The 19,449-nt window shown below is 59.6% G+C and carries 20 protein-coding genes and 1 pseudogene; 8 read left to right on the plus strand and 13 right to left on the minus strand.

Annotated features, from left to right (window positions below):
- Nucleotides 1–151: 151 nt before the first annotated feature.
- Nucleotides 152–889 carry an anti-sigma factor family protein gene (locus tag KGB06_RS22110; protein WP_223519552.1) on the minus strand — a complete coding sequence of 246 codons (738 nt, stop codon included), beginning with the start codon at nucleotides 887–889 and terminating at the stop codon, nucleotides 152–154.
- On the minus strand, nucleotides 882–1,394 hold the full coding sequence (locus KGB06_RS22115) for a sigma-70 family RNA polymerase sigma factor (protein WP_223519554.1): 513 nt from the start codon (nucleotides 1,392–1,394) through the stop codon (nucleotides 882–884). Before KGB06_RS22115 ends, KGB06_RS22110 begins: the two co-directional genes overlap by 8 nt.
- Before the next feature lie 286 nt (nucleotides 1,395–1,680).
- Here KGB06_RS22115 and KGB06_RS22120 point away from each other — a divergent pair, with 286 nt between their 5' ends.
- Nucleotides 1,681–2,649, plus strand: coding sequence for a metallophosphoesterase family protein (locus KGB06_RS22120; protein WP_223519556.1), 969 nt, complete (start codon nucleotides 1,681–1,683; stop codon nucleotides 2,647–2,649).
- Between the two features lie 15 nt (nucleotides 2,650–2,664).
- Entirely contained in the window at nucleotides 2,665–2,973 is a 309-nt protein-coding gene (locus KGB06_RS22125; RefSeq protein ID WP_223519558.1) for a cupredoxin family copper-binding protein, read from the plus strand.
- Nucleotides 2,974–3,123: 150 nt separating this feature from the next.
- Here the strand turns inward: KGB06_RS22125 and tynA are convergent, their stop codons facing one another.
- Entirely contained in the window at nucleotides 3,124–5,412 is a 2,289-nt protein-coding gene (gene tynA, locus KGB06_RS22130) for a primary-amine oxidase (RefSeq protein ID WP_223519560.1), read from the minus strand.
- Nucleotides 5,413–5,646: 234 nt separating this feature from the next.
- Between tynA and KGB06_RS22135 the strand changes: the two genes are divergently transcribed.
- A complete protein-coding gene (locus KGB06_RS22135) occupies nucleotides 5,647–6,660 on the plus strand; it encodes a GlxA family transcriptional regulator (protein ID WP_223519562.1) in 1,014 nt (337 codons plus the stop codon).
- A 45-nt stretch (nucleotides 6,661–6,705) separates the two neighbouring features.
- On the opposite strand, the gene KGB06_RS22140 is transcribed toward KGB06_RS22135, so the two are convergent.
- From KGB06_RS22140 to KGB06_RS22180, 9 genes and pseudogenes are all read right to left on the minus strand, one after another.
- Nucleotides 6,706–8,382: an MFS transporter gene (locus tag KGB06_RS22140; RefSeq protein WP_223519563.1), complete on the minus strand. Its 1,677-nt coding sequence runs from the start codon at nucleotides 8,380–8,382 to the stop codon at nucleotides 6,706–6,708.
- A gap of 284 nt (nucleotides 8,383–8,666) precedes the next feature.
- Nucleotides 8,667–9,248 carry a hypothetical protein gene (locus tag KGB06_RS22145; RefSeq protein WP_223519565.1) on the minus strand — a complete coding sequence of 194 codons (582 nt, stop codon included), beginning with the start codon at nucleotides 9,246–9,248 and terminating at the stop codon, nucleotides 8,667–8,669.
- A gap of 176 nt (nucleotides 9,249–9,424) precedes the next feature.
- A complete protein-coding gene (locus KGB06_RS22150; protein ID WP_223519566.1) occupies nucleotides 9,425–9,946 on the minus strand; it encodes a cytochrome c in 522 nt (173 codons plus the stop codon).
- A gap of 220 nt (nucleotides 9,947–10,166) precedes the next feature.
- Entirely contained in the window at nucleotides 10,167–10,688 is a 522-nt protein-coding gene (locus tag KGB06_RS22155; protein ID WP_223519568.1) for a methylamine dehydrogenase light chain, read from the minus strand.
- Nucleotides 10,689–10,707: 19 nt separating this feature from the next.
- Complete coding sequence (gene mauD, locus KGB06_RS22160) at nucleotides 10,708–11,328, minus strand: methylamine dehydrogenase accessory protein MauD (RefSeq protein WP_223519570.1); 621 nt, start codon at nucleotides 11,326–11,328, stop codon at nucleotides 10,708–10,710.
- Nucleotides 11,329–11,331: 3 nt separating this feature from the next.
- Nucleotides 11,332–11,871 carry a MauE/DoxX family redox-associated membrane protein gene (locus KGB06_RS22165; RefSeq protein ID WP_223519572.1) on the minus strand — a complete coding sequence of 180 codons (540 nt, stop codon included), beginning with the start codon at nucleotides 11,869–11,871 and terminating at the stop codon, nucleotides 11,332–11,334.
- Between the two features lie 13 nt (nucleotides 11,872–11,884).
- Nucleotides 11,885–13,033, minus strand: a complete 1,149-nt coding sequence (locus KGB06_RS22170; protein WP_223519574.1) for an amine dehydrogenase large subunit — start codon at nucleotides 13,031–13,033, stop codon at nucleotides 11,885–11,887.
- A gap of 330 nt (nucleotides 13,034–13,363) precedes the next feature.
- A pseudogene (locus KGB06_RS22175) lies at nucleotides 13,364–13,519 on the minus strand (ATP-binding protein); the annotation flags it as partial.
- 50 nt (nucleotides 13,520–13,569) lie between these two features.
- Complete coding sequence (locus KGB06_RS22180; RefSeq protein ID WP_223519576.1) at nucleotides 13,570–13,947, minus strand: DUF6124 family protein; 378 nt, start codon at nucleotides 13,945–13,947, stop codon at nucleotides 13,570–13,572.
- A 125-nt stretch (nucleotides 13,948–14,072) separates the two neighbouring features.
- On the opposite strand from KGB06_RS22180, the gene KGB06_RS22185 reads away from it, so the two are divergent.
- Nucleotides 14,073–14,258, plus strand: a complete 186-nt coding sequence (locus tag KGB06_RS22185) for a hypothetical protein (RefSeq protein ID WP_223519578.1) — start codon at nucleotides 14,073–14,075, stop codon at nucleotides 14,256–14,258.
- 267 nt (nucleotides 14,259–14,525) lie between these two features.
- Here the strand turns inward: KGB06_RS22185 and KGB06_RS22190 are convergent, their stop codons facing one another.
- Nucleotides 14,526–16,007, minus strand: coding sequence for a PAS domain-containing sensor histidine kinase (locus KGB06_RS22190; RefSeq protein ID WP_223519580.1), 1,482 nt, complete (start codon nucleotides 16,005–16,007; stop codon nucleotides 14,526–14,528).
- 241 nt (nucleotides 16,008–16,248) lie between these two features.
- Between KGB06_RS22190 and KGB06_RS22195 the strand changes: the two genes are divergently transcribed.
- Genes KGB06_RS22195 through KGB06_RS22210 form a run of 4 tightly spaced genes read left to right on the plus strand, consistent with a single transcriptional unit; the run spans nucleotide 16,249 to nucleotide 19,429 of the window.
- Nucleotides 16,249–17,412 carry an acyl-CoA dehydrogenase family protein gene (locus KGB06_RS22195; protein ID WP_223519582.1) on the plus strand — a complete coding sequence of 388 codons (1,164 nt, stop codon included), beginning with the start codon at nucleotides 16,249–16,251 and terminating at the stop codon, nucleotides 17,410–17,412.
- 26 nt (nucleotides 17,413–17,438) lie between these two features.
- Nucleotides 17,439–17,810 (plus strand): hypothetical protein, encoded by a 372-nt coding sequence (locus KGB06_RS22200; RefSeq protein WP_007945348.1) that lies wholly within the window; start codon nucleotides 17,439–17,441, stop codon nucleotides 17,808–17,810.
- 3 nt (nucleotides 17,811–17,813) lie between these two features.
- A complete protein-coding gene (locus tag KGB06_RS22205) occupies nucleotides 17,814–18,284 on the plus strand; it encodes a nuclear transport factor 2 family protein (RefSeq protein ID WP_223519583.1) in 471 nt (156 codons plus the stop codon).
- Nucleotides 18,281–19,429, plus strand: a complete 1,149-nt coding sequence (locus tag KGB06_RS22210) for an amidase (RefSeq protein ID WP_223519585.1) — start codon at nucleotides 18,281–18,283, stop codon at nucleotides 19,427–19,429. The genes KGB06_RS22205 and KGB06_RS22210 overlap by 4 nt, the downstream gene beginning before the upstream one ends.
- Nucleotides 19,430–19,449 lie beyond the last annotated feature (20 nt).

The following is a 19,449-nucleotide window of genomic DNA, read 5'->3' on the forward strand; positions in this document are numbered from 1 at the left end:
ACCGATATGTGGCGCGCTACAACAATGTAAGGCGCCACAGCTACAACGGTTACCACTCGCCGGTAGCGGCAGAAAAGATGGCGGCGTGAGAACCGAAAACAATGTCCAAAATTACTGGACCAGATCAGGCTCACTCCTACAGGGTTTTGTACTACGGTTTGAGCAACTGGCTGAACGCCTCCAGTTCGCTTTTCTCCAGATCGGACACCAGCACAAACCGCATGTGATTCGCTTGCCAGGACACCACGTTAAAGCCACGAATCGTCTGGCTCTGTTGCGGCTTATCCGCCTCCGGCGTGGGCAGGATAAACACGTTGATAATGTGCTTGGCCCGCCCATAACTGAGGGCCGCCGTGGCCTGATGCTGCAGATAATCCAACCGTCCACCCAACAGCACAAACCCTTGTGCCGAGTAATCGATTACCGGTGGCGCGAAGTCGAGTTTGCCAGTGAACCAAGGCTTCACGGTATGGCGGTCGGAAGACACCACATCATTCAAATGCTCACCCATCAACGAGCGGACATGACTGGAGACGGCCTCGTCCATCAACGGTTGCTCGCTGGCCGGCGTGGCCACATAAAGCACCACCGCCAAGCCTAGCGCTGCCGCAGAAAAGGCCGGTGCGAACCATGTTCGCCAGAGCTCGAAAATATTTGGGCGCGGGGCAGCAGCGGCGAACACACTGGCCGTCAACGACGCCGGGGCCGTGTAATACGGCGCCTGGCGTTTCACGCCGAGCATCAGCAGCCTCGCCTGATCGTGCAACCGCGCGCATTCGGCGCACCCGGCCAAATGCCCGGCCACCGTTGCCGTCGTCGGCGGGTCAAGTTCCTTGTCCAGATAGCCATGCATCAACGTCTGGCAAACCGTGCAGTCGAGTTCATTCATGATCGTACAACTTCAGTAGTTCGAGCTTGAGCATGGCGCGCGCCCGGGCCAGTCTCGACATGACGGTGCCGATGGGAATGTCGACCACCAGGGCAATGTCCTTGTAGGGCAGGTCTTCGAGTTCTTTCAGAACAATCACCTCACGAAACGCCGGTGGCAGGGCGCACAGGGCTTGCTGGATAAGCGCCGAATTTTCCATATGGATGGCCAGTAGTTCCGGGGTCTGGCTGTGGCTCAGCATGGCGTCGTCTTCGCAAAGTTCGTCGCCGATAGCGACCCAGTGGTGTCCGGCCGAGGCCTTGAGCCACGTGTAGCTTTCGTTGCGTACGATAGTTAGAAACCAGGCCTTGGCGTTGCCGTCGGCGAAGCGGTGTAAGAAACGGAAGGCGCGCAGGGCGCTTTCCTGGACGACATCGCGCGCGGCGCTGTCGTTGCCCGTGAGCCAGCGCGCGAGGTTGTAGGCCGCGTCCAGATGGGGCGCAAACAGTTCCTCAAATCGCTTCATAGTGGTTCCCGCACTGTCCCACCCCTATAACCGCGCTGCTCCGCATTTTATTCCCGGAAAAAACAACTTTTCCAACGCACGACGCAATTCCCTGTAGCAGCTGCCGAGGCACGAGGCTGCGTTGGGCTGCGTAGCGGCCCACGAAGGACGGTCCTGCGGACACGCAACGCAGCCTCGTGCCTCGACAGCTGCTACAGACGTTCAATGTCGTGGAATAAAACTCCGTCCTGATTGGTTGTACCTCGTGTCAGCACCATTACTGTAGTTCGCCAGCGAGGGAAAACCGATGGACATTCAATCAAGGCACCCGCTTCGCACCGACGGCCCGCTCAACCCCGACCGCCGGACACTGTTGAAATGCTCGGCGTGGGCCGGGGCGGGGGTCATCTGGGCCCTGAGCGGCGGCATTCCCCGGGCCTTTGCCCTGGATGCGGCGGGCAACGTCTCCGACCCCAAGGCACTGGCCAGCACCTTCCACTTCGTGCAGATCAGCGACTCGCACATCGGCTTCAACAAGGAGGCCAACCCGGAACCTGTGAAGACGTTGCAGATGGCCATCGACAAGGTCATCGCGCTGCCAAAACGGCCGTCGCTGATCCTGCATACCGGCGATATCACCCACCTGTCCAAACCCGAAGAGTTTGACACGGCCGCGCAACTGCTCAAGGGCCTGCCGTCCACGGTGCACTACGTCCCGGGGGAGCATGACACCCTCGACGAGAGCGGCGGCAAGCTCTACCTGGAGCGTTACGGCAAAGGCACCAAAGGCAATGGCTGGTACAGCTTCGATGACCACGGCGTGCATTTTGTTGCACTGGTGAATGTCTTCAATTTCCAGGCGGGCCACGAAGCGACCCTGGGTGCCGATCAACTGGCCTGGCTGGCCGATGATTTGCGCGCCGTGACCAGCAGCACGCCAATCGTGGTGTTTACCCATATTCCGTTGTGGACGGTTTATCAGCCGTGGGGCTGGGGCACTGAGGATGGCGATCAGGCGATTGCCATGCTGCGCAAGTACGGTTCGGTGACGGTGTTGAACGGGCATATCCACCAGGTCATCCAGAAAGTCGAAGGCAACATCACCTTCCACACCGCCCGTGGCACCGCTTATCCACAACCTGCACCAGGTGCGGCACCGACACCCGGGCCGATGACGGTGGCGGCTGATCAATTGCGCAATTATTTGGGGATCACCGATGTGCGAGCGACGCAGGGCGATCATCCGCTGGCGCTGATCGACTCGACACTGGTTTAGGGGGAGGGCACTCGGATGAAAAAGCGACTGTTGGCCGTGGCCTGCCTGCTGCTGTCGATGCCGGTGTGGGCTCAGGAGGTGAAAATCGATATCAGGGAGTTCATGTTCGGGCCCAAGGATTTGAATGTGGCCGTGGGTACCAAAGTGACATGGGTGAACGATGACCAGATTCCGCACACGGTGGCGGAAACCCACAAGGTATTTCGCTCTGGGGCGCTGGATACCAATGACAGCTTTTCCTGGGTGTTCAACACACCGGGGGAATTCGAGTATTTTTGTGCGCTGCATCCACAGATGATCGGGAAGATTGTGGTCAGCCAGTAATGCCGCAAGCACCTGCGACCAATCCACCTGAAGAAACCCGCCCCCCTGTAGGAGCATGGCTTGCCCGCGATGGCGGTGTGTCAGATGACTGCGATGTCGACTGACACACCGCCATCGCGGGCAAGCCATGCTCCTACAGGGGGCGTGTGGTTATTTGGGGGCGCTGAGGTTCAACGTCGGCGTCTCGTCAAAGAAGTTCCACGGCTTCAACAGCACATGCACCCATTCGGTCGGCATGATCGGCCATTCCTCGGCCCGCGCGATGTGCGTGGTGCCGGTGGTCAGCCAGACCACGTCGTCAGAGTTTTCAATCGGCTGGTTATCCGCGGTGAACTGCCCAAGCCCCGAGTCTTTGTCCGAACGGTTCGGGTATTTGCCTTCCGGGTACTTTTCCTCCGGGTTATAGCGCGTTACCCACAGTTGCTTGTCCATGAAGCTGAGGCGGTGATAGAGCCATTCATCCTTGCCGAAGTTCGCGCCCTTGGCCACCGGATGCGTGCCGCCGGCATACGGAATCAGTTGATAGGAAACCGGGTTGCCGACTTTGTTTTCCTTGCTGAAGTTGGTCATCAGGCGAACAGTCGAAGGGTCGAACTTCTGTGCGCCTTGCTGTTCGGTGCTGACCACGTTGTGCTCGGTCTGCATCGTGCTGGTGCGCGGGCCGCCACGGTCATTTGGCAGCACCACCGGGTTCACTTCAACCAGCGAGTTGGTTTCACCGTCGACGTCCATGTCCAGGCGGAAGTTGTAGATGTGCTGGTGCGTGGTGCCGACGATGTTGTGGTCCAGCAAGGTGCCGTAGCGCGTGTCTTCCTTGGCCGTGGCTTCGTGCATGGTTTTCGACTGCACGCCTTTGACCGCTTCGATACCGGTGGCGCCGGCATCGATGCCGATGGTGCCGTTTTGCTGGAAGACCCAATCGACGATGTAATCGTAGTTGCCGACGGTGCTGATCCACCGCACCACCAGCTCACGCCGCTCGGTGCTGAGGTTGGGCTGGCCCATTTCCTGGTGTTTGTATTCCGGGCCGGCGTAGCGTTCGAACACCGCCATCGCACGAGGAATCGAAGTCGGCGCGCCGGTGTAGTCGGCAATCGTGGCGTCGAGCAGCACGGCGTTTTCCGGAGCGTCTTTGCCGCGTGCAATTGGCGAGGTCAGGGTACCCATGCCGTACTCGCCTGAGTCCAGGTAAGCCTTGAAGTACCAGCCGGCGTCAGGGTCGCCGTAAGGCACGATCATCCCGCCCAGCGAGCCTTCGTACATGATTTTGCGTTTCTTGCCCTTATCGTCATACGTGACGGTGGACAGGATCGGGCCGACCCGCGAATCGAGGCGAACATGGAAGTCCCAGTTCTGCCAGTGAATACTGTTGCCGGTGATGGTGTAGTTTTTCCCCTCCGGCTCAATGATTTCCAGCGGCTTGACCTGCACGCCCTTGCGGCCACGGCCGTCATACGGCGTCGGTTTCATCGGCACCGGGATCAAGGCTTCGTCTTCGATCTTGATCAGTTTCTTTTGCTCAAGGTCGACAATCGCCACCAGGCCCTCGATCGGGTGCGCCCAGTAATTGCCGTCACCGGTATTGAGGTAGCTGACGATTTTCAGCAGCCGTTTGTCCTGCTCCAGTCCGTCCTTGCCGTCGAAGTAGCCGACGGTCAGCGGCGTGGCCACGACTTTTTTCACATCGGTGATGCCGCGCTTGGCCAAGGCCTGCGCGTACTCGGGGCTGGTTTCCACAGCCGATTGCACAGTGGCGAAATCGTCCAGCAGGACCATCCCGTGCGCACCTTCGATAGGCTTCCAGGACTTGAGCGCCTTGGCGTCGAGGTCGACCAGAGCTTCGATCACGTGCTTGCCATCCAGCACCACGATGTTGGCCTGGCGCGGCTGTGTGACGTTCTGACCGGTCAAGGCGAAATTCCAGACCTGATCCTTGGGCGGCGCATTGACCGAGACTTCGGTGAAACGAAAACCGGGTTGGTAGTGCTCGGACTGCTTGACGATATCCACCGCCGCCTTGATTTCGTCCGCGCTCAACGGGTTGAGCGGGTTAGGCCGGGTTTCGACGACAAAGGTTTTGTCCAGGCCGGACTGGAACACCTGATTGATGAAGTCCTTCGGCATGTAGGCGGTTTTGTGTTTGAACACCACCGGGACCGCCAGCTTCATGGGCTTGCCATTGAGCATGGCGACTTTGCTGTCCGGTTTGACCTTGAGGTAAACCCCGTCCTTGGCAATGACGAACAGGTTGGCGTAACTGTCCCATTTGACCGTGGCCCCGAATTCCTCAAGGGTCGACTGCAAAGGCACCATTTCGGCGGCCCCGCCATGGGCCTGTGCGGTGGACATCCAGCCCGGCAAACCGAAGGTGCCCAGGGTGATGGCCAGCGCGAGTCGGGCGAGCGGTTTTCTTTTTAACGAGGCAATGGACGTGAACATTTCTGAGTTCCTTGGGAAACCGGTGACAGCACACCACACTGTGCTACAGCCAATGAAAGGCTTCTTGTGAATTCCTGCCAGATTCCTGTTGCTGCGTGCCTAAATGATCGTTGCCCAAGGTTAATCCACAAATAAACAACTTGGCGTCGACCGGCTTTCACCTCGCCTGATCTGTCGCATAATGAACCCGCTGGTTTTGACTTTTGTAGTTAACGTAATCGAGTGGGTCGGACATTGATCGAACGACGGCAATTCAGCGGAGGGATGAAGGGTAAAAACCTCCGCTATCTAAACGAGCCTGCTGACAAGCCTGCGCCGGTAACGCGGACGGGTTTTTTGCTGCTCGAACACTTCTCGCTGCCTGCGTTCACGCAAGCACTGGACACGATTGTCACCGCGAATCTGCTGCGCCCCGGCTTGTTCGCTTCCCGAACGTTTGGCTTGAACGATGGCGAGGTTATCAGTGACCTGGGCCTGGTGATCCGGCCGGACGCACGCTTCGATGCGTCAGCGATTCAGCAACTGGACCTGTTGGTCGTGTGTGGCGGCTACCGCACAGAACTGAAGGCCGCCGATGAGTTCATCCACCTGTTGAGAACGGCGGCAGAGCGGGGCGTCACCCTGGCCGGGCTGTGGAATGGCGCGTGGTTCCTCGGCAGCGCTGGCTTGCTCGATGGCTATCGATGCGCCATTCACCCGGAGCATCGGCCCGCACTGGCAGAGATTTCCAAAGCAGCGCATGTCACCAGCGAGCCCTATGTGATTGACCGCGACCGGCTCACGGCGTCCAGTCCTGCGGGGGCCTTCCATATGGCGCTGGACTGGATCAAAGGGCTGCACGATAAAGCTCTCGTCGAGGGAATCGAGGACATTCTGGCGTTTGAAGAGTCTCGCTACCGGCGCATCAAACCGGCGGAAAACATCTGTGTGAGTGCGCCGTTGCGCGAGGTGGTCAAGCTGATGGACGCCAACCTCGAAGAACCGCTGGAGCTGGAGCAGCTGGCGGTCTACGCCGGCCGTTCACGTCGACAACTTGAACGCCTGTTCAAGGAACAACTGGGCACCACGCCGCAACGCTATTACCTGGAACTGCGCATCACCGAAGCGCGTCGACTCCTGCAGCACACCGAGCTGTCTCAAGTGGACGTGCTGGTGGCCTGCGGTTTTGTATCGCCGAGCCATTTCAGCAAATGCTATAGCTCGTATTTCGGCTACCGGCCGTCCAAGGAAACCCGGCTCGTCAAATAAAACAGCCATGCCCTCTCCCACGGCAGGAGAGGGCGGCTGCCCACCTCAGGTGTGATGAATCTCCCGGTCCTTGGTTTCCGGCAGGAAGAATGTGCCCAGAATCGCCGTCATCACCGCGATCACGATCGGGTACCACAGCCCGTAATAAATATCCCCCGTGGCCGCGACCATGGCGAAGGCCACCGTCGGCAGAAACCCTCCGAACCAGCCATTGCCGATGTGATACGGCAGCGACATCGAGGTGTAGCGGATGCGCGCCGGAAACAGTTCCACCAGCCACGCGGCAATAGGCCCGTAGACCATGGTCACGTAGATCACGAGGATGGTCAGCAGTAGCAACACCATCGGGTAGTTGGTCTTCGCCGGGTCGGCCTTCTCGGGGTAGCCGGCTTCCTTGAGGGCAGTGCCGAGGGTGGCGATGAAGGCGTCGTTGCTGGTTTTGAATTCAGCGGCCGGCAGGCTGGTGCCCTCGAAGCTCTGGATCACCTTGTCGCCGATGCGAACTTGCGCGACGGTGCCCGGTTCGGCCTTCTCGTTTTTGTAGGGGATCGCTTTCTTCGCCAGCACGCTCTTGGCGAGGTCACAGGAACTGGTGAATCTGGCCTTGCCCACCGGGTCGAACTGGAACGAGCACTGGCCGGGATCGGCGATCACCGTGACCGGGTTCTTCTCCTGTGCCACGAACACGTCGGGGTTACCGTACTGGGTCAACGCATGGAAGATCGGGAAGTAGGTCAGCGCTGCGAGGATGCAGCCGGCCATGATAATGCCCTTGCGGCCGATGCGGTCGGACAGGCTGCCGAAAATGACGAAGAACGGCGTGCCAATCAGCAGCGAACCGGCAATCAACAGGTTGGCGGTTTGCGGGTCGATCTTGAGTGTTTGCAACAGAAAAAACAGCGCATAGAACTGCCCGGTGTACCAGACCACCGCCTGGCCGGCCGTACCGCCGAGCAAGGCCATGATCACGATTTTCAGGTTGCCCCAGCGGGCGAAGGATTCCGTCAGTGGCGCCTTGGAGGCTTTGCCTTCCTCCTTCATTTTCTTGAACACCGGCGACTCGCTGAGCTGCAGGCGGATGTACACCGAGACGATCAGCAGCAGGATCGATAGCAGGAACGGAATCCGCCAGCCCCACGCCTCGAACGCTTCCGTGCCGAGCAAGGTGCGGCAGGCGAGGATCACCAGCAGCGACAAAAACAGCCCGAGGGTCGCGGTGGTCTGGATCCACGAGGTGAAGTAACCGCGCTTGCCTGGCGGTGCATGTTCGGCCACGTACGTCGCCGCGCCGCCGTATTCACCACCCAGCGCCAGGCCTTGCAGCATGCGCAGGCTGATCAGGATGACCGGCGCCGCCACGCCGATCGTGGCATAGCCCGGTAGAAAACCGACGATGGCGGTGGAGATACCCATGATGACAATGGTGATGAGGAAGGTGTGCTTGCGCCCGATCATGTCACCCAACCGGCCAAACACGATGGCGCCGAAAGGCCGTACGGCAAAGCCTGCGGCGAAGGCGAGCAGGGCGAAGATGAACGCCGTGGTCTCGTTGACGCCCGCGAAGAAGTGCTTGGCGATGATGGCGGCGAGGGAACCGTAAAGGTAGAAGTCGTACCATTCGAATACGGTGCCCAGGGACGAGGCGAAAATAACCTTGCGCTCTTCCTTGGTTATCCCGCGGTTGGGTGTGCTACCCGTGGTTGTGGTGTCGATTACGGCCATGAGTGATCTCCGTTTTGCTCTTGTTATAGGCCGGAGTACCTCTCATCAGTTGCCGCACCCAGGCCCTGGGGCTGATGTCATCGGATTGCAAATTGCACGAATCAGGGAAGCAGCTGACGGCCTCGCAGGTGTGCCGGGATAGTTGAAGCATAATCACCTTCGCGCAGATATCCACTCGCCATCACGCTTCAATCTCAAGTCGATGAAACGCCGCGGGTGGCCGACAAACAAGTGCCCCGCAGAAAACCGAAAACGTTCGGATTTTGCGTGTTCAGTGGCGAGCCTTAAAAAACGCAGAAGCTGGCATAAACCATCATCATCACAGTAGCGACACCAAACGCGCCCAATGCCTTTGCCATGTCATGGTGTTCAGGCACATGCTCGGCCATTGGCTGCCATGGAGGAATCGAGGACGCTGAACTTTTGCTGTGGTATTGGCGGTGGACCCTGTAGGTGTATCGCAAGCCAATCAGCAGAAACAGCGCGACCAGACCGAGTACGGCCATGCAAGTAATGGCGGGTTTAGCCTCGGCCCGGGTTTCGTGAGCACAGGCCGCGCTATTGAGTTCCAGAATGCTGATTTGTCCATAACCCATCTGGGGCTGCGGGGTAACCGTGCGGATCGCTGCCTGTTGTTGCAGGTCCAGCACCTGATACTTCCAGAGCGTTGTCGAGCCTTCCCGGCAGTAGGTGAACGTGATGGGGTCCGGGGCATCAATAATGCAACCATCGTTGATGTTGAGTTTTTTCAGCGTTTGATCCGCTGCTCTTGTGAAATCCAGGTCGAAGACCGGAATAATCCCGGTGGCTGAAGCTGCCATCGAAAACAGCACGCTGCCCGCGACGATGATTATCGAAGCTTTCAAGGTTATGTTTCCTTGTTTTTAATCAGCGTATAGAAACGCACGCGGAGCGTGGCTCCCCCTGTTTCGATGAGTCTAGAAGACCGGTAGGCGCCTGAAGCCTCTCAGGAAAAATAGCGTAGATAATGGCAGGAATGACACTCGTTTACAGTCAGGTACCCTTGCGGCGCCTGGCCGAATCAGTCACTCATGCCGTCTTCAATCGCGATTCCTTGTGCACGCATTGCCTTGATCAACTCTGCCCGAGTACCCGGTAAATTGAGCATAGTCACGTGACGCAATTCAGCCACCTCTTCAGCGCTGTAAGGCTGATACTCGGCAGGCGTGCTTTTACCGGCCAGGCCGCCGTCGCGCATCAACCAGTTAAGCAGGTCAGCCAACTGCGCGTTGTTCAGCGCCGATTGCGACATGCCGGGTACACGCACCAGAAATTCGCGGCCGCCGGGGACCTTGAGGAAGTTGCCGACAAACCCTGTGAGCCGAGGCGTGTCATTGGCTGCCGAGCCCATGCCGTTGCCCAAATGGCAGCCGGCGCATTGCAGCTGGTAGTTCACGCCAACGCTGTAACCGGCCTGGGCGATGGGTTTTTGCAGTTCTTCATTGCCCGGCGCATGCCGCTGCGCCGGGTCGGGAATGGCCCGGGCATAGGCGAGCGGGGCGGCAACGACGCAAACCAGACCGAGAAATAGCAACCTACGCATGACAAGCACCTCTACGGTAAAACACACTTTTCGAAACCACCGCCGAAACCTGTGTAGGAGTGAGCCTGCTCGCGATAGCGGTGTATCAGGCAACACAACTGTCGACTGACACTCCGCTATCGCGAGCAGGCTCACTCCTACAGGTTTCGCCAATAGTCATAGAGATTATTGGGGCACAAAAAAATCCGCCGATTGCGTGAGCAACCGGCGGCAATGCGCGTTAAACGGCGACGCCACGGATGATCGAAACGGTGCAGTGATAGATGTGCGATTTAGCGGCCAGGCACCAGTTCACATCGTTGTTGTTGAACGGGCGATAAGCCGGTTCTTCACTGTCGTTACGGGTGCAGGCGCACTGGGCGCAGCTCTGCTTACCGCAGCAGTCGTTATAGGAAATGATGTAGTCCTTGCCATCGGCCGGGTTGCGGCAGGTGCCGATCCAGGTGACTTGCGAGGCTTCGGTGCCCGGTGGGCAGGACGTCACGGAACCACCGCAGCAGCTGCACAGAAAACCGTCGATGGAGCAATAACGCCAGTAGTCGCAGCTGTTCGGATCACCCGGGTCACCGGCTTTTGGGTTGTCGGCAGCCAGGGCTTTGCTGGTGCGGTCCAGTGGCAACAGCAGCGGCAGTGCGGCACCGGCGACCATCAAGGAACCCATGCGCGACAGCAGTTTGCGGCGTGAGGTGGTGTCGGCCACTCGACGGGTCGAGCGCTCGAACAAAATATCCAGCAGTTTCATAAAAATCTCCCTGCCTCAATCAATGGCTATGGCCGTGGCTGTGGTCGTGTGCATGCGGCTGGCTGTTGAGGTATTCCTGCAGCGTGGCGCTTTTCAGGTGTTCGACTTCGAACAGGCTGTCCAGGTGCTCGCGGGAATTGACCAGGCCTTTGGCGCGCAGGGTGCCGGTTTTGTCGATCAGCGCGGCGTAAGGCAGCTTGCCGATCTGATAGGTCATGCCGACTTCCGGCCCGACCACGTAGGTCGCGTCTTCCAGTTTGTGTTCGCGGATCAGCGCTCGTTGGGCGTCCATGTCGCCGTCGCTGATGAACACCACGTCCAGACGATCCGCCTGTTCCTTGGCGATGGATTTGATCGCCGGCAACAGCGATTTGCAGATCGGGCAAGTCGGCGAGAGGAAGAACAGCAGCTGGTTCTTTTCCCCGGCATAACCGAAGTTCACCGGACGGCCCTTACGGTCGGACGCGGTGACTTGCGGTGCGGCTTCGTTGACCGCCACGCCTTTGTCCATCATCAGCGCCCCGGCCGGAGCCAGGCGGCCGTGCAAGACACCAATCTGACGCACCAGGCCCATGACGGCAAACGCCACGGCCGCGAGCAGAACCCAGAGCAAAACGTTGGAAACAATTAAGCCTTCCATTGATCACCTACCAATCAGTTTGAGCAGAAGAGGGGAGTTCGCCAGCAAGCCATCGGCTGCGGCGTACAGAAGCAGCGCTACGGCGCTGGCGGCAACGGTGACGAAGCCATCAAAAAAACCCAGGTCGCGGGCCATCGGCAGCACGCTGGCCAACAGCGCCACGCCCACTAGCACGCTGTTGCGCAGCAACAGGATCGGGCGCAACGGTTGCGCCTGGTCCGGGCCGGCACAGCCGCAGTCGATGTCGCGGCGACCGCGCCACAGGTTGATGCCAATGGCGGCGGCGTACAGCGCGATCAGGCTGGCGGCCGTCAACGCTGCCCAATACCGGCTGACCGGCACCAGCAGCGCGAACGCGATCACCAGCTCTACCACTGGAGTCACGCGAGCGACCGGGCGCACCAACGCATCGGGCAACAGTTGGTAGTCCGCCAATTGCCTGGCAAAATGTGCCGGCGCGCGCACCTTGTGCGTCGCGGCACTGGCCAGCAACACCGCAATGGTGAGGGCGCTGGCAATGATGAAGATCGGATCTAGTTGCATGGCCGAACCTCGTTTAGTAGCTCATGACCTGAGTCGCGGTTTTGGCGACTTTTGGCATGCTGCCGGTGAGCTTGTTGGTCTTGAGATCGAAAATCTGCAAGCCGCCTTCGACGTCGGCGCCCAGCAACAGCGGCTTGTCGTCGCCCGTCGCTTGCAGGCTCCACACCGGCGCCGGCGCTTCCAGTGTCGCCACTTTTTTGTGGGTCTTGAGGTCATACGCCCAAATCAGCGGGCTCGGGTCTTCCCACTTCAACGGTTCATGCCCGTCGTGCATCAGCACGTACAAGCGATCGAGCTTCGGCGCCACGGCCATCAGCTGCCAGCCACCCGGCGCCCAGCCGGCTTTCTTTTCTTCATCGGTGGTCAACGACCACGACGGCAGGATCTTCGGCGCGTCGCCAGAAAAATCCACCGGGCGAACGGTGCCGGTGGTGGTGGTGAAGTAGTACGTATCGCCAACGTTCACCGCGCGCTCAACGAGCTTTTCGGCGTTCGGGTCGAAGAACGGCGTGCGGCTGCGCGCGGCTTCCTGGCCCTGATCGTTCAGCGTGATCACCTGCAAGCTGCCATCGCCACACAGCGAGGCGAAGCGGCGGTTGCCGATCGGGTAGTTGAGCACGCAACCCGGAATCGCCAGTTCGGCGGCGACGGACTTGGCTTGCGTGTCGACCACGGTCACCGAGGTCGATGGCGTGAAGTTGTAGACGTAGACGAAACGGTCATCGCCACTGGTATTCAAGCCGTAGCGTTGGGTCAGCGACTCGGCGCGCTTGGGTGGAATGACTACTTCCCAGGCCGGCGCCAGAGTAGAGGTGTCCCACGCGGTCAGCACATCGGTAACCGTGCCGCGAGTGCCGCGCGAGTAGAAAATGTCGGCGCTGTAGAGGGTCTTTTTATCGCGGCTGAGCGTTGATGGTGCGGCAAAACCGGTCGGTACCATGCCGAGGATGCGTTTTTTGTCGGGGTCGACCACGGTGACGCGGCCCGCCACGAAGCTTTCGAATTCGACGTCGACGATAAACGCCCGGTGGACTTCCGGCGGAAAGGCCAAAACGGTCTGGCCGATGGTGTCAGCCGGCAGGTCCGCACGGGCGCTGGTCAAGCCGAGTACAAGCAGGCTCAGACCTAGCGCTGACTGTACGTTGATCCTGTTGGTTCGCATTAGGGGAACTCCCTGAATTGTTATTCACGCAGATCGCGGGTGCTTGGGCAGATTCTTACAATTCGATTCTGCCTCGCCGGGAAACGCCGAGAATTGCTGTGGCTGCCAAGTGTTTGTGTGTCTGTGCCAGTCGTGGGGAACACGCCAAAAGCGATTCAAATGACTTGGGCGAACGCGCTTCTGTAGCAGCTGCCGAAGGCTGCGTCCGGCTGCGAAGCAGTCGTAAACCCTGCATACGCGGGCTTCCTGACACACCGAGAACTCTGGTTTTACGACTGCTGCGCAGCCGGACGCAGCCTTCGGCAGCTGCTACATGTCAGTAGGTGACTGTCAGGCAGGATTTTCGGGGGGAAGGGAGAAGCTGAACACAGCACCACAAGGTTCCAGGTTTTGCACCCAGATATCCCCGCGATGGCGGCCGATGATGTTTTTGCACAGCGTCAGGCCAATGCCGTTGCCGCTGACCTTGGAGGAGAAAAATTTAACGATCAACCGTTGACGAAGGAGCAAGCTCCACCGCCAACGTGTCGCGCGGATTACCTTGGTGGAACGAAGTTATCCAGCATTCGATTCACCGCCAGCTCCCCCAGCATGATGACCTGCTGCAGCGCCAGCACGGTACTGCGATGGGTGCCCTCTACCAACGCCGCCACGTTGCTGGCCATGACACTGGCCGACGCCAGGTTTTCACATGTTTGGACCAGCAAGGTTTCATGGTCGACGTCTGGAGCAATCATATAAATGGTGCTGGGTTTACGAGGGGTGTTGTTCATGAGCGCCGCCGGGTTGAGATAGAAATTGAGCGCGCGCTCGGCGGCGTCGTGGAGTTTTTTTGAATCGATGGATTCGTATGGGGAGGCCGGATCAGCGTCTGGCGATTCGGCGTCTGGTGGATTGGGCGTTACCTTAAACATTGATGAAACTCCATATGGGATTATCGGAGCCATCACCCTCGCTACCAAACGAAAGGTGGTGGCCATACGAAGGTTGGTAGACCGGCCCACATGGAAAATCCGGCGCGCCCGAGGACGCCCTGCGCATGGCCACCATAAAAACGAATGCCGAAAAAGCATCTGTAAAAGGTGACGCTATGCGTCATGTGGAATACGGGCTACCAAACCCGATCGCTGTTATTCAGCGACACGGAAACGATAAAACCCGGACCATCGACGCACAAGCCGGCGGATTCTGGCTTAGCCGTAGGCAACGGCGCAAGGTTTTGTAGCCTTCGGGACGTAACACTGAGTGTCTTTAAACACGCACCGTTAAACTCGTGAAAGCTTTCAAAAAATCGAGGAAACGTCCGACATTATTCATTGTGTGTTGCGGCGCGGCCGTACCCGCGGCCCGCTTGAAACCCTTTGATGACTGAGTGGGGCTTCTTTTAATGCATGAGGTGCAAGGTTATTGCAGATGGTGTCCCAACTTTTGCCAGCCTATCCCCCTCACCACAGGTTTTGTGTCGTCCAAAGGATCGGGGGAACTTCGAGTGTCAGACGGGTTTTGCGAGGGGCAGGGAGAAGGTAAAAACAGCACCACACGGTTCCAGGTTCTGCGCCCAGATATCCCCGCGATGGCGGCCGATGATGTTTTTGCACAGTGCCAGGCCAATGCCGTTGCCGCTGACCTTGGAGGAGAAAAAACCGTCGAACAGTTTGTCCTGCTCCAGTGCCTGAATCCCGCGACCGCGATCTTCAACCCGCACCAAAGCAACCTGATCACCACGGCTCGCGTGAATACGCAGAACGCGTCGATCCAGCGGCAAATCACACATCTCTTCGATGGCATTAAAGGCCAGGTTGAGGATGACTTGGCCGATCAACACTTTCTCGCAACTGATCAGCAGCGGTTCAGGGCTGGTGACGATTTCGACTTTTATAAGGCTCGGATCGGCACGCAGGCTGATGAAATATCGGGTTTCGCGCAGTAGCTCATTGAGATCGATCAGCTCTTCGGATTGCTCCAGCTTGACCACGTACTCACGCACGCTTTTGATGATCACTGACGCGTGCTCGATTTGCCGCACCGCGTTCTGCAAACCCCAGACCACGCCTTGATCGTTGCCTTGATCCTTGCCCAGGCGAATCACCGCGCCTTCGATGAAATTACGCGTGGCGGCCAGCGGCTGACTCAGTTCATGGGCAATCGCCACGGCCATTTCGCCCATGGCGTTGTAGCGCGCCAGGTATTCCAGTTTTTGTTCGCTGACCCGTCGCGCTTCTTCGGCGCGCACTTGTTCGGTGACATCGCGAAACAGCAGCAAGTAGCCGACCAGGTCGTCTTCAATTTCGATGTAGCGGCACGTCGCGTGGTGCCAACGCCATTCACCGTCGCGCCGTTGCAGGTGGTAGTGAACGCTGAACGGCGCGTGTTCCGGCTGCTCGCAGGACAACTGTTGCAGCAGGCGCTGGCGTGAAGTTTCGTCGCACCAGTCGAGGAAGTTTTCGCCAATCAGCGGCTGATCTTCGCTATTGAGCAATTGCGCGGCGGATTCGCTGATAAAGCGGATATCGCCTTGTGGTCCGAGCACTGCAACGCCTTCGGCCAGGTCCTGCATAAAGGCTTTGAGGCGGCTTTCGAAACGCTTGAGGTCGCGCTTGACCTTGTCTTCCTTGGAGATGTCGCGGAACTGCACCATCAACACATCGCGACCGTCCAGGTGCACCAGCGTCGCCACCGCTTCCGAAAGGATTTCCACGCCTTGCTTGGAGCGATAACACCACTCTATGGCGCGCTGACCGGTGCGCGCCGCGCCTTCCAGCCAACGCAGACCGACCGAGCGCCGGTACTGCGGCGCATTGCGGGTCATGTCCGGGGCTTTGAGCGGCGTCAGTTCTTCCAGGGTAAAGCCCAGCGCCGTCAGGGCGGCGGCGTTGGCCCACAGAATCTCCTTGCTTTGGGCGTCGTGAAGAATGATGCACAACGGCATGGCTTCGATCAGGGCGTAGAAGTCGTTCGGTTTTGGCAGATACATCGCGCAGCCCTTGGCGGCAGAGGGGTCGACTACAGATGAAGTCGAAGTATGGCGTTTTATACCGGCTTGCGCCCGGTGATGCGCTCAGAGGTAACCGGGGGCGGGCTAGGGGTTTTCTTTAGTCGGGGGGCTACACGCCCCAATAGTGGCGAGCGGATGCGGTTTTTACACTGAACCCATCAACGGTCGCCACGCCCCGAGGCAGGCTCCGTCTAATAACAAGTCAACGGAGATCAAGCCCATGCTGCGTTCAGCTACCGCGCAGAAAGACCCTCTGCCAGGCGTCGACGACACCAGCGTCCACCGTCAGGAATTTCAGCGGATGCTGGATGAAGTGCGCCAACGTCGCGATGAATTCGACGCCGGTTCCCACGTACCACGGGACATGATCGAACGCTTCAAACAGGTGGGCATCTACCGCGCCGCCACGCCGAAATGCTTCGGCGGTGATGCGCTGGCGCCAGCGCTTTTCTTGCAGATGATCGAACGCATCTCCGAAGCCGACGGTTCCGCCGGTTGGGTTGCGAGCTTCGGCAGCGCCGGCGTTTATCTCGCTGCATTGCCGCCAGAAACCCTGGCTGAAATCTACGCCGCCAGCCCGGATCTGGTGTTTGCCGGCGGCCTGTTCCCGTTGCAACCTGCTGAAGCAGTCGATGGCGGCTGGCAGGTCAACGGCACCTGGAAATTCGCCAGCGGTTGCAAAGGCGCGGACCTGCTGGGTGTCGGCATCGGCGCGGCCGGCGGCAAGCCGCGCACTGCTGTGTTCCGCGCGAATCAGGTCGACATTATTGAAAACTGGGACGTGGTCGGCCTCAAAGGCACTGGCAGCCACGACCTGCGCGTCACCGACAAACACGTCGAAGATCGCTGGACCTTCATCCGTGGCGGTGCCGCGACCATCGACGAGCCGCTGTTCCGCTACCCGTCGATTGCCTACGCCGCGCAAGTGCTGGCCGTGGTCAACCTCGGTCTGGCCCGCGCTGCGCTTGATGAAGTCAGTCGCATGGCCGCCGGCAGCGGCATCACCGGCGCACCGAAAATGGCCGACCGCGCTTATGTGCGTATCGAAATCGCCAAGGCCGAAGCGCAACTGGCCGCCGCCCGCGGGTTCTTCTACAACGCGACCGAGCAGGTGTGGAACTCGATTCTTACTGGCAACCCGGTCACGCCTGAACAAACCAGCCTGTTGCGCCTGTCCGCGATTCACGTGTCCCAGGCCGGTGCGGCCGTGGTGCAGAGCGCTTACAGCCTCGCCGGCACCACCGCGATTTACCTGCGCCATCCGCTGCAGCGTTACCTGCGCGATTCGTTGGTGGTCACCCAGCACGCATTCCTCAGTGAAGGCCTGTACGACGGCGCCGGTTCGGTGTTCCTCGGCGTACCGCCATTCCCTGGCTACATCTGAACCCACTATTTCAAGGATCAAACCCCATGACCCAGACCACTCAAGAACCACTGCGTGTCGTCTTCTGCATCGGCATCACCCAGAACTTTTTCGACCTGCCGACCGGCGAAGGCCTGAGCGTGTGGAAAGGCTTCAGCCAGATGATGGGCTCGCTGGGCGCCATGCCCGGTATCACCGTGCTCGGCGCAATGGACGATGACCGCTTGATGGTCGGCCCGTCCACCACTTCGCCGTGGACCGTCTACATCATGGCCGACGTTGACTGCCACCAATCGGTGATCGATGCCTGCAACCTGTTCCGCACCACGCCGGTCAACGAATACAGCCTGTGGCGCTACGCCAAGGTCGAAGCGCGCATCGGTCGCCCGCTGACCATTCCTGACGCAGCCAAGGTTTAAACCATGAACGAGGCCTTGCTGCAGCGTCTTGCAACGCTGGAAGGGGAGAGCCAGGTGCGCCGCTTGATGGCGCGCTACATGGACCTGTGCGATGTGCCGAGGGCGCCGACCTATGTTCGCGAATTGGCTGAACTGTTCTGCGTCGATGCGATCTGGGAGGGCGTCGGCACTCAGACTGCGCAGACCTTCGGCCAGCACCATGGGCGTGATGCCGTGGCGGCGTTCGTCGGCGGCTATTTGCCGCCCTCGGATCACTTTCGTCTGAACCTGCATTACCTCACCAGCGAGTCGATTGTGGTCGACGGCAGCAAGGCCCAAGGGCAGTGGATCATGCAGCAGATTTCCACCTACGCCGATGGCCACAGCGAATTGTTTGGCACACGCCTGAACATCGATTTCCGCTGTGTCGACGGCGTCTGGCTGATCGCGCATTTGCGTACGCAACGCTTGTTCAACACGGGGTTGGGCGCATGAGCACGTTTATCAGCGAATTCTTGATCGGTGGCAGCGGCAAACGGGTCGCGATCAAAGACTCCATCGACATTGCCGGGCATGCGACCCGTTCGGGCAGCCGTGCGTTTGCCGATGCCGCGCCGGCTGCCCGCAATGCCGACGTCGTCGATGCGATCCTCGACGCGGGCTGGCAGATCGTTGGCAAAACCAACATGCACGAACTGGCGTTTGGCGTCACCGGCATCAACGACTGGACCGGCACACCGATCAACCCGCAAGCGCCGGATCGCGTTCCGGGTGGTTCCTCCAGCGGTTCGGCCGCAGCGGTCGCGGCCGGTTTGGCGGACATCGCCATCGGCACCGACACCGGCGGCTCGGTGCGGGTGCCGGCGGCGTGCTGCGGCATTGCCGGGTTGAAACCGACTTACGGCCGCGTCAGCCGGGTCGGCGCGCATCCGGCGGAGTCCAGCCTCGATTGCGTCGGGCCGTTCGCTGCCGACATGGCGGACCTGATCGCCGCGATGCAAGTGATTTGCCCTGGTTTTCAGGTTCAAGGTTTGCCGTCGAGCAATGCCTCTGTCGGCTTCCTCGAAGTCGACTGCGATCCGCATTTGCAAGCGAGCCTCGGCGCTGCCGCCGACCGCGCCGGCTGGCGCCGTAGCAATCTGCACCTGAGCGAATTCGAAGCGGCGTTCGCTGCCGGTTTGACCGTGATCAATTTTGAAAACTGGGCCGCGTACGGCCACCTCACCGGCAAAGGCTTGATCGGTGCGGATGTCGAGCAACGCCTGCTGGCCGCCAGCCGCACCAGCGCCGCGGACCTAGCGCAAGCGGAAAAAGTCCGTGCGCGTTTCAGTCAGCAAGTGGACGCCGCGCTCGAACAGTTCGCAGTGCTGCTGTTGCCGACGATGCCGAGCCTGCCGCCAACGCTGGTCGAAGCCCGCAGCGCGAGCAAAGCCGTGGCCGGCATGACCCCGCTGGTCCGGCCTTTCAACCTCAGCGGCCATCCGGCACTGACGGTGCCGGTGGAACTGGATTGCGGCGGGCTGAAGGTCGGCCTGCAGATTGTCGGCCGTAAAGATCAGGACGAATTGGTCTGCGCCTTTGGTGCGCAGCTGCAACAGAGCATGGCCGGTGAACGGTCTGGCTCTAAATCGAAATCATAAGAACACGCCATGAGGAGAAC

It is taken from the genome of Pseudomonas sp. GL-B-19 (assembly GCF_019956415.1).
Classification (GTDB): Bacteria; Pseudomonadota; Gammaproteobacteria; order Pseudomonadales; family Pseudomonadaceae; genus Aquipseudomonas.

What these genes read in the sequence shown, in the direction of transcription:
- KGB06_RS22125 (WP_223519558.1), top strand. Translation starts at nt 2,665, where the DNA reads ATGAAAAAGCGACTGTTGGCCGTGGCCTGCCTGCTGCTGTCGATGCCG.
- KGB06_RS22165 (WP_223519572.1), bottom strand. Translation starts at nt 11,871, where the DNA reads ATGCAACTAGATCCGATCTTCATCATTGCCAGCGCCCTCACCATTGCG.
- KGB06_RS22120 (WP_223519556.1), top strand. Translation starts at nt 1,681, where the DNA reads ATGGACATTCAATCAAGGCACCCGCTTCGCACCGACGGCCCGCTCAAC.
- KGB06_RS22210 (WP_223519585.1), top strand. Translation starts at nt 18,281, where the DNA reads ATGAGCACGTTTATCAGCGAATTCTTGATCGGTGGCAGCGGCAAACGG.
- KGB06_RS22170 (WP_223519574.1), bottom strand. Translation starts at nt 13,033, where the DNA reads ATGCGAACCAACAGGATCAACGTACAGTCAGCGCTAGGTCTGAGCCTG.
- KGB06_RS22190 (WP_223519580.1), bottom strand. Translation starts at nt 16,007, where the DNA reads ATGTATCTGCCAAAACCGAACGACTTCTACGCCCTGATCGAAGCCATG.
- KGB06_RS22195 (WP_223519582.1), top strand. Translation starts at nt 16,249, where the DNA reads ATGCTGCGTTCAGCTACCGCGCAGAAAGACCCTCTGCCAGGCGTCGAC.
- KGB06_RS22110 (WP_223519552.1), bottom strand. Translation starts at nt 889, where the DNA reads ATGAATGAACTCGACTGCACGGTTTGCCAGACGTTGATGCATGGCTAT.
- tynA (WP_223519560.1), bottom strand. Translation starts at nt 5,412, where the DNA reads ATGTTCACGTCCATTGCCTCGTTAAAAAGAAAACCGCTCGCCCGACTC.
- KGB06_RS22185 (WP_223519578.1), top strand. Translation starts at nt 14,073, where the DNA reads ATGGCCACCATAAAAACGAATGCCGAAAAAGCATCTGTAAAAGGTGAC.
- KGB06_RS22115 (WP_223519554.1), bottom strand. Translation starts at nt 1,394, where the DNA reads ATGAAGCGATTTGAGGAACTGTTTGCGCCCCATCTGGACGCGGCCTAC.
- KGB06_RS22205 (WP_223519583.1), top strand. Translation starts at nt 17,814, where the DNA reads ATGAACGAGGCCTTGCTGCAGCGTCTTGCAACGCTGGAAGGGGAGAGC.
- KGB06_RS22150 (WP_223519566.1), bottom strand. Translation starts at nt 9,946, where the DNA reads ATGCGTAGGTTGCTATTTCTCGGTCTGGTTTGCGTCGTTGCCGCCCCG.
- KGB06_RS22200 (WP_007945348.1), top strand. Translation starts at nt 17,439, where the DNA reads ATGACCCAGACCACTCAAGAACCACTGCGTGTCGTCTTCTGCATCGGC.
- KGB06_RS22140 (WP_223519563.1), bottom strand. Translation starts at nt 8,382, where the DNA reads ATGGCCGTAATCGACACCACAACCACGGGTAGCACACCCAACCGCGGG.
- mauD (WP_223519570.1), bottom strand. Translation starts at nt 11,328, where the DNA reads ATGGAAGGCTTAATTGTTTCCAACGTTTTGCTCTGGGTTCTGCTCGCG.
- KGB06_RS22180 (WP_223519576.1), bottom strand. Translation starts at nt 13,947, where the DNA reads ATGTTTAAGGTAACGCCCAATCCACCAGACGCCGAATCGCCAGACGCT.
- KGB06_RS22155 (WP_223519568.1), bottom strand. Translation starts at nt 10,688, where the DNA reads ATGAAACTGCTGGATATTTTGTTCGAGCGCTCGACCCGTCGAGTGGCC.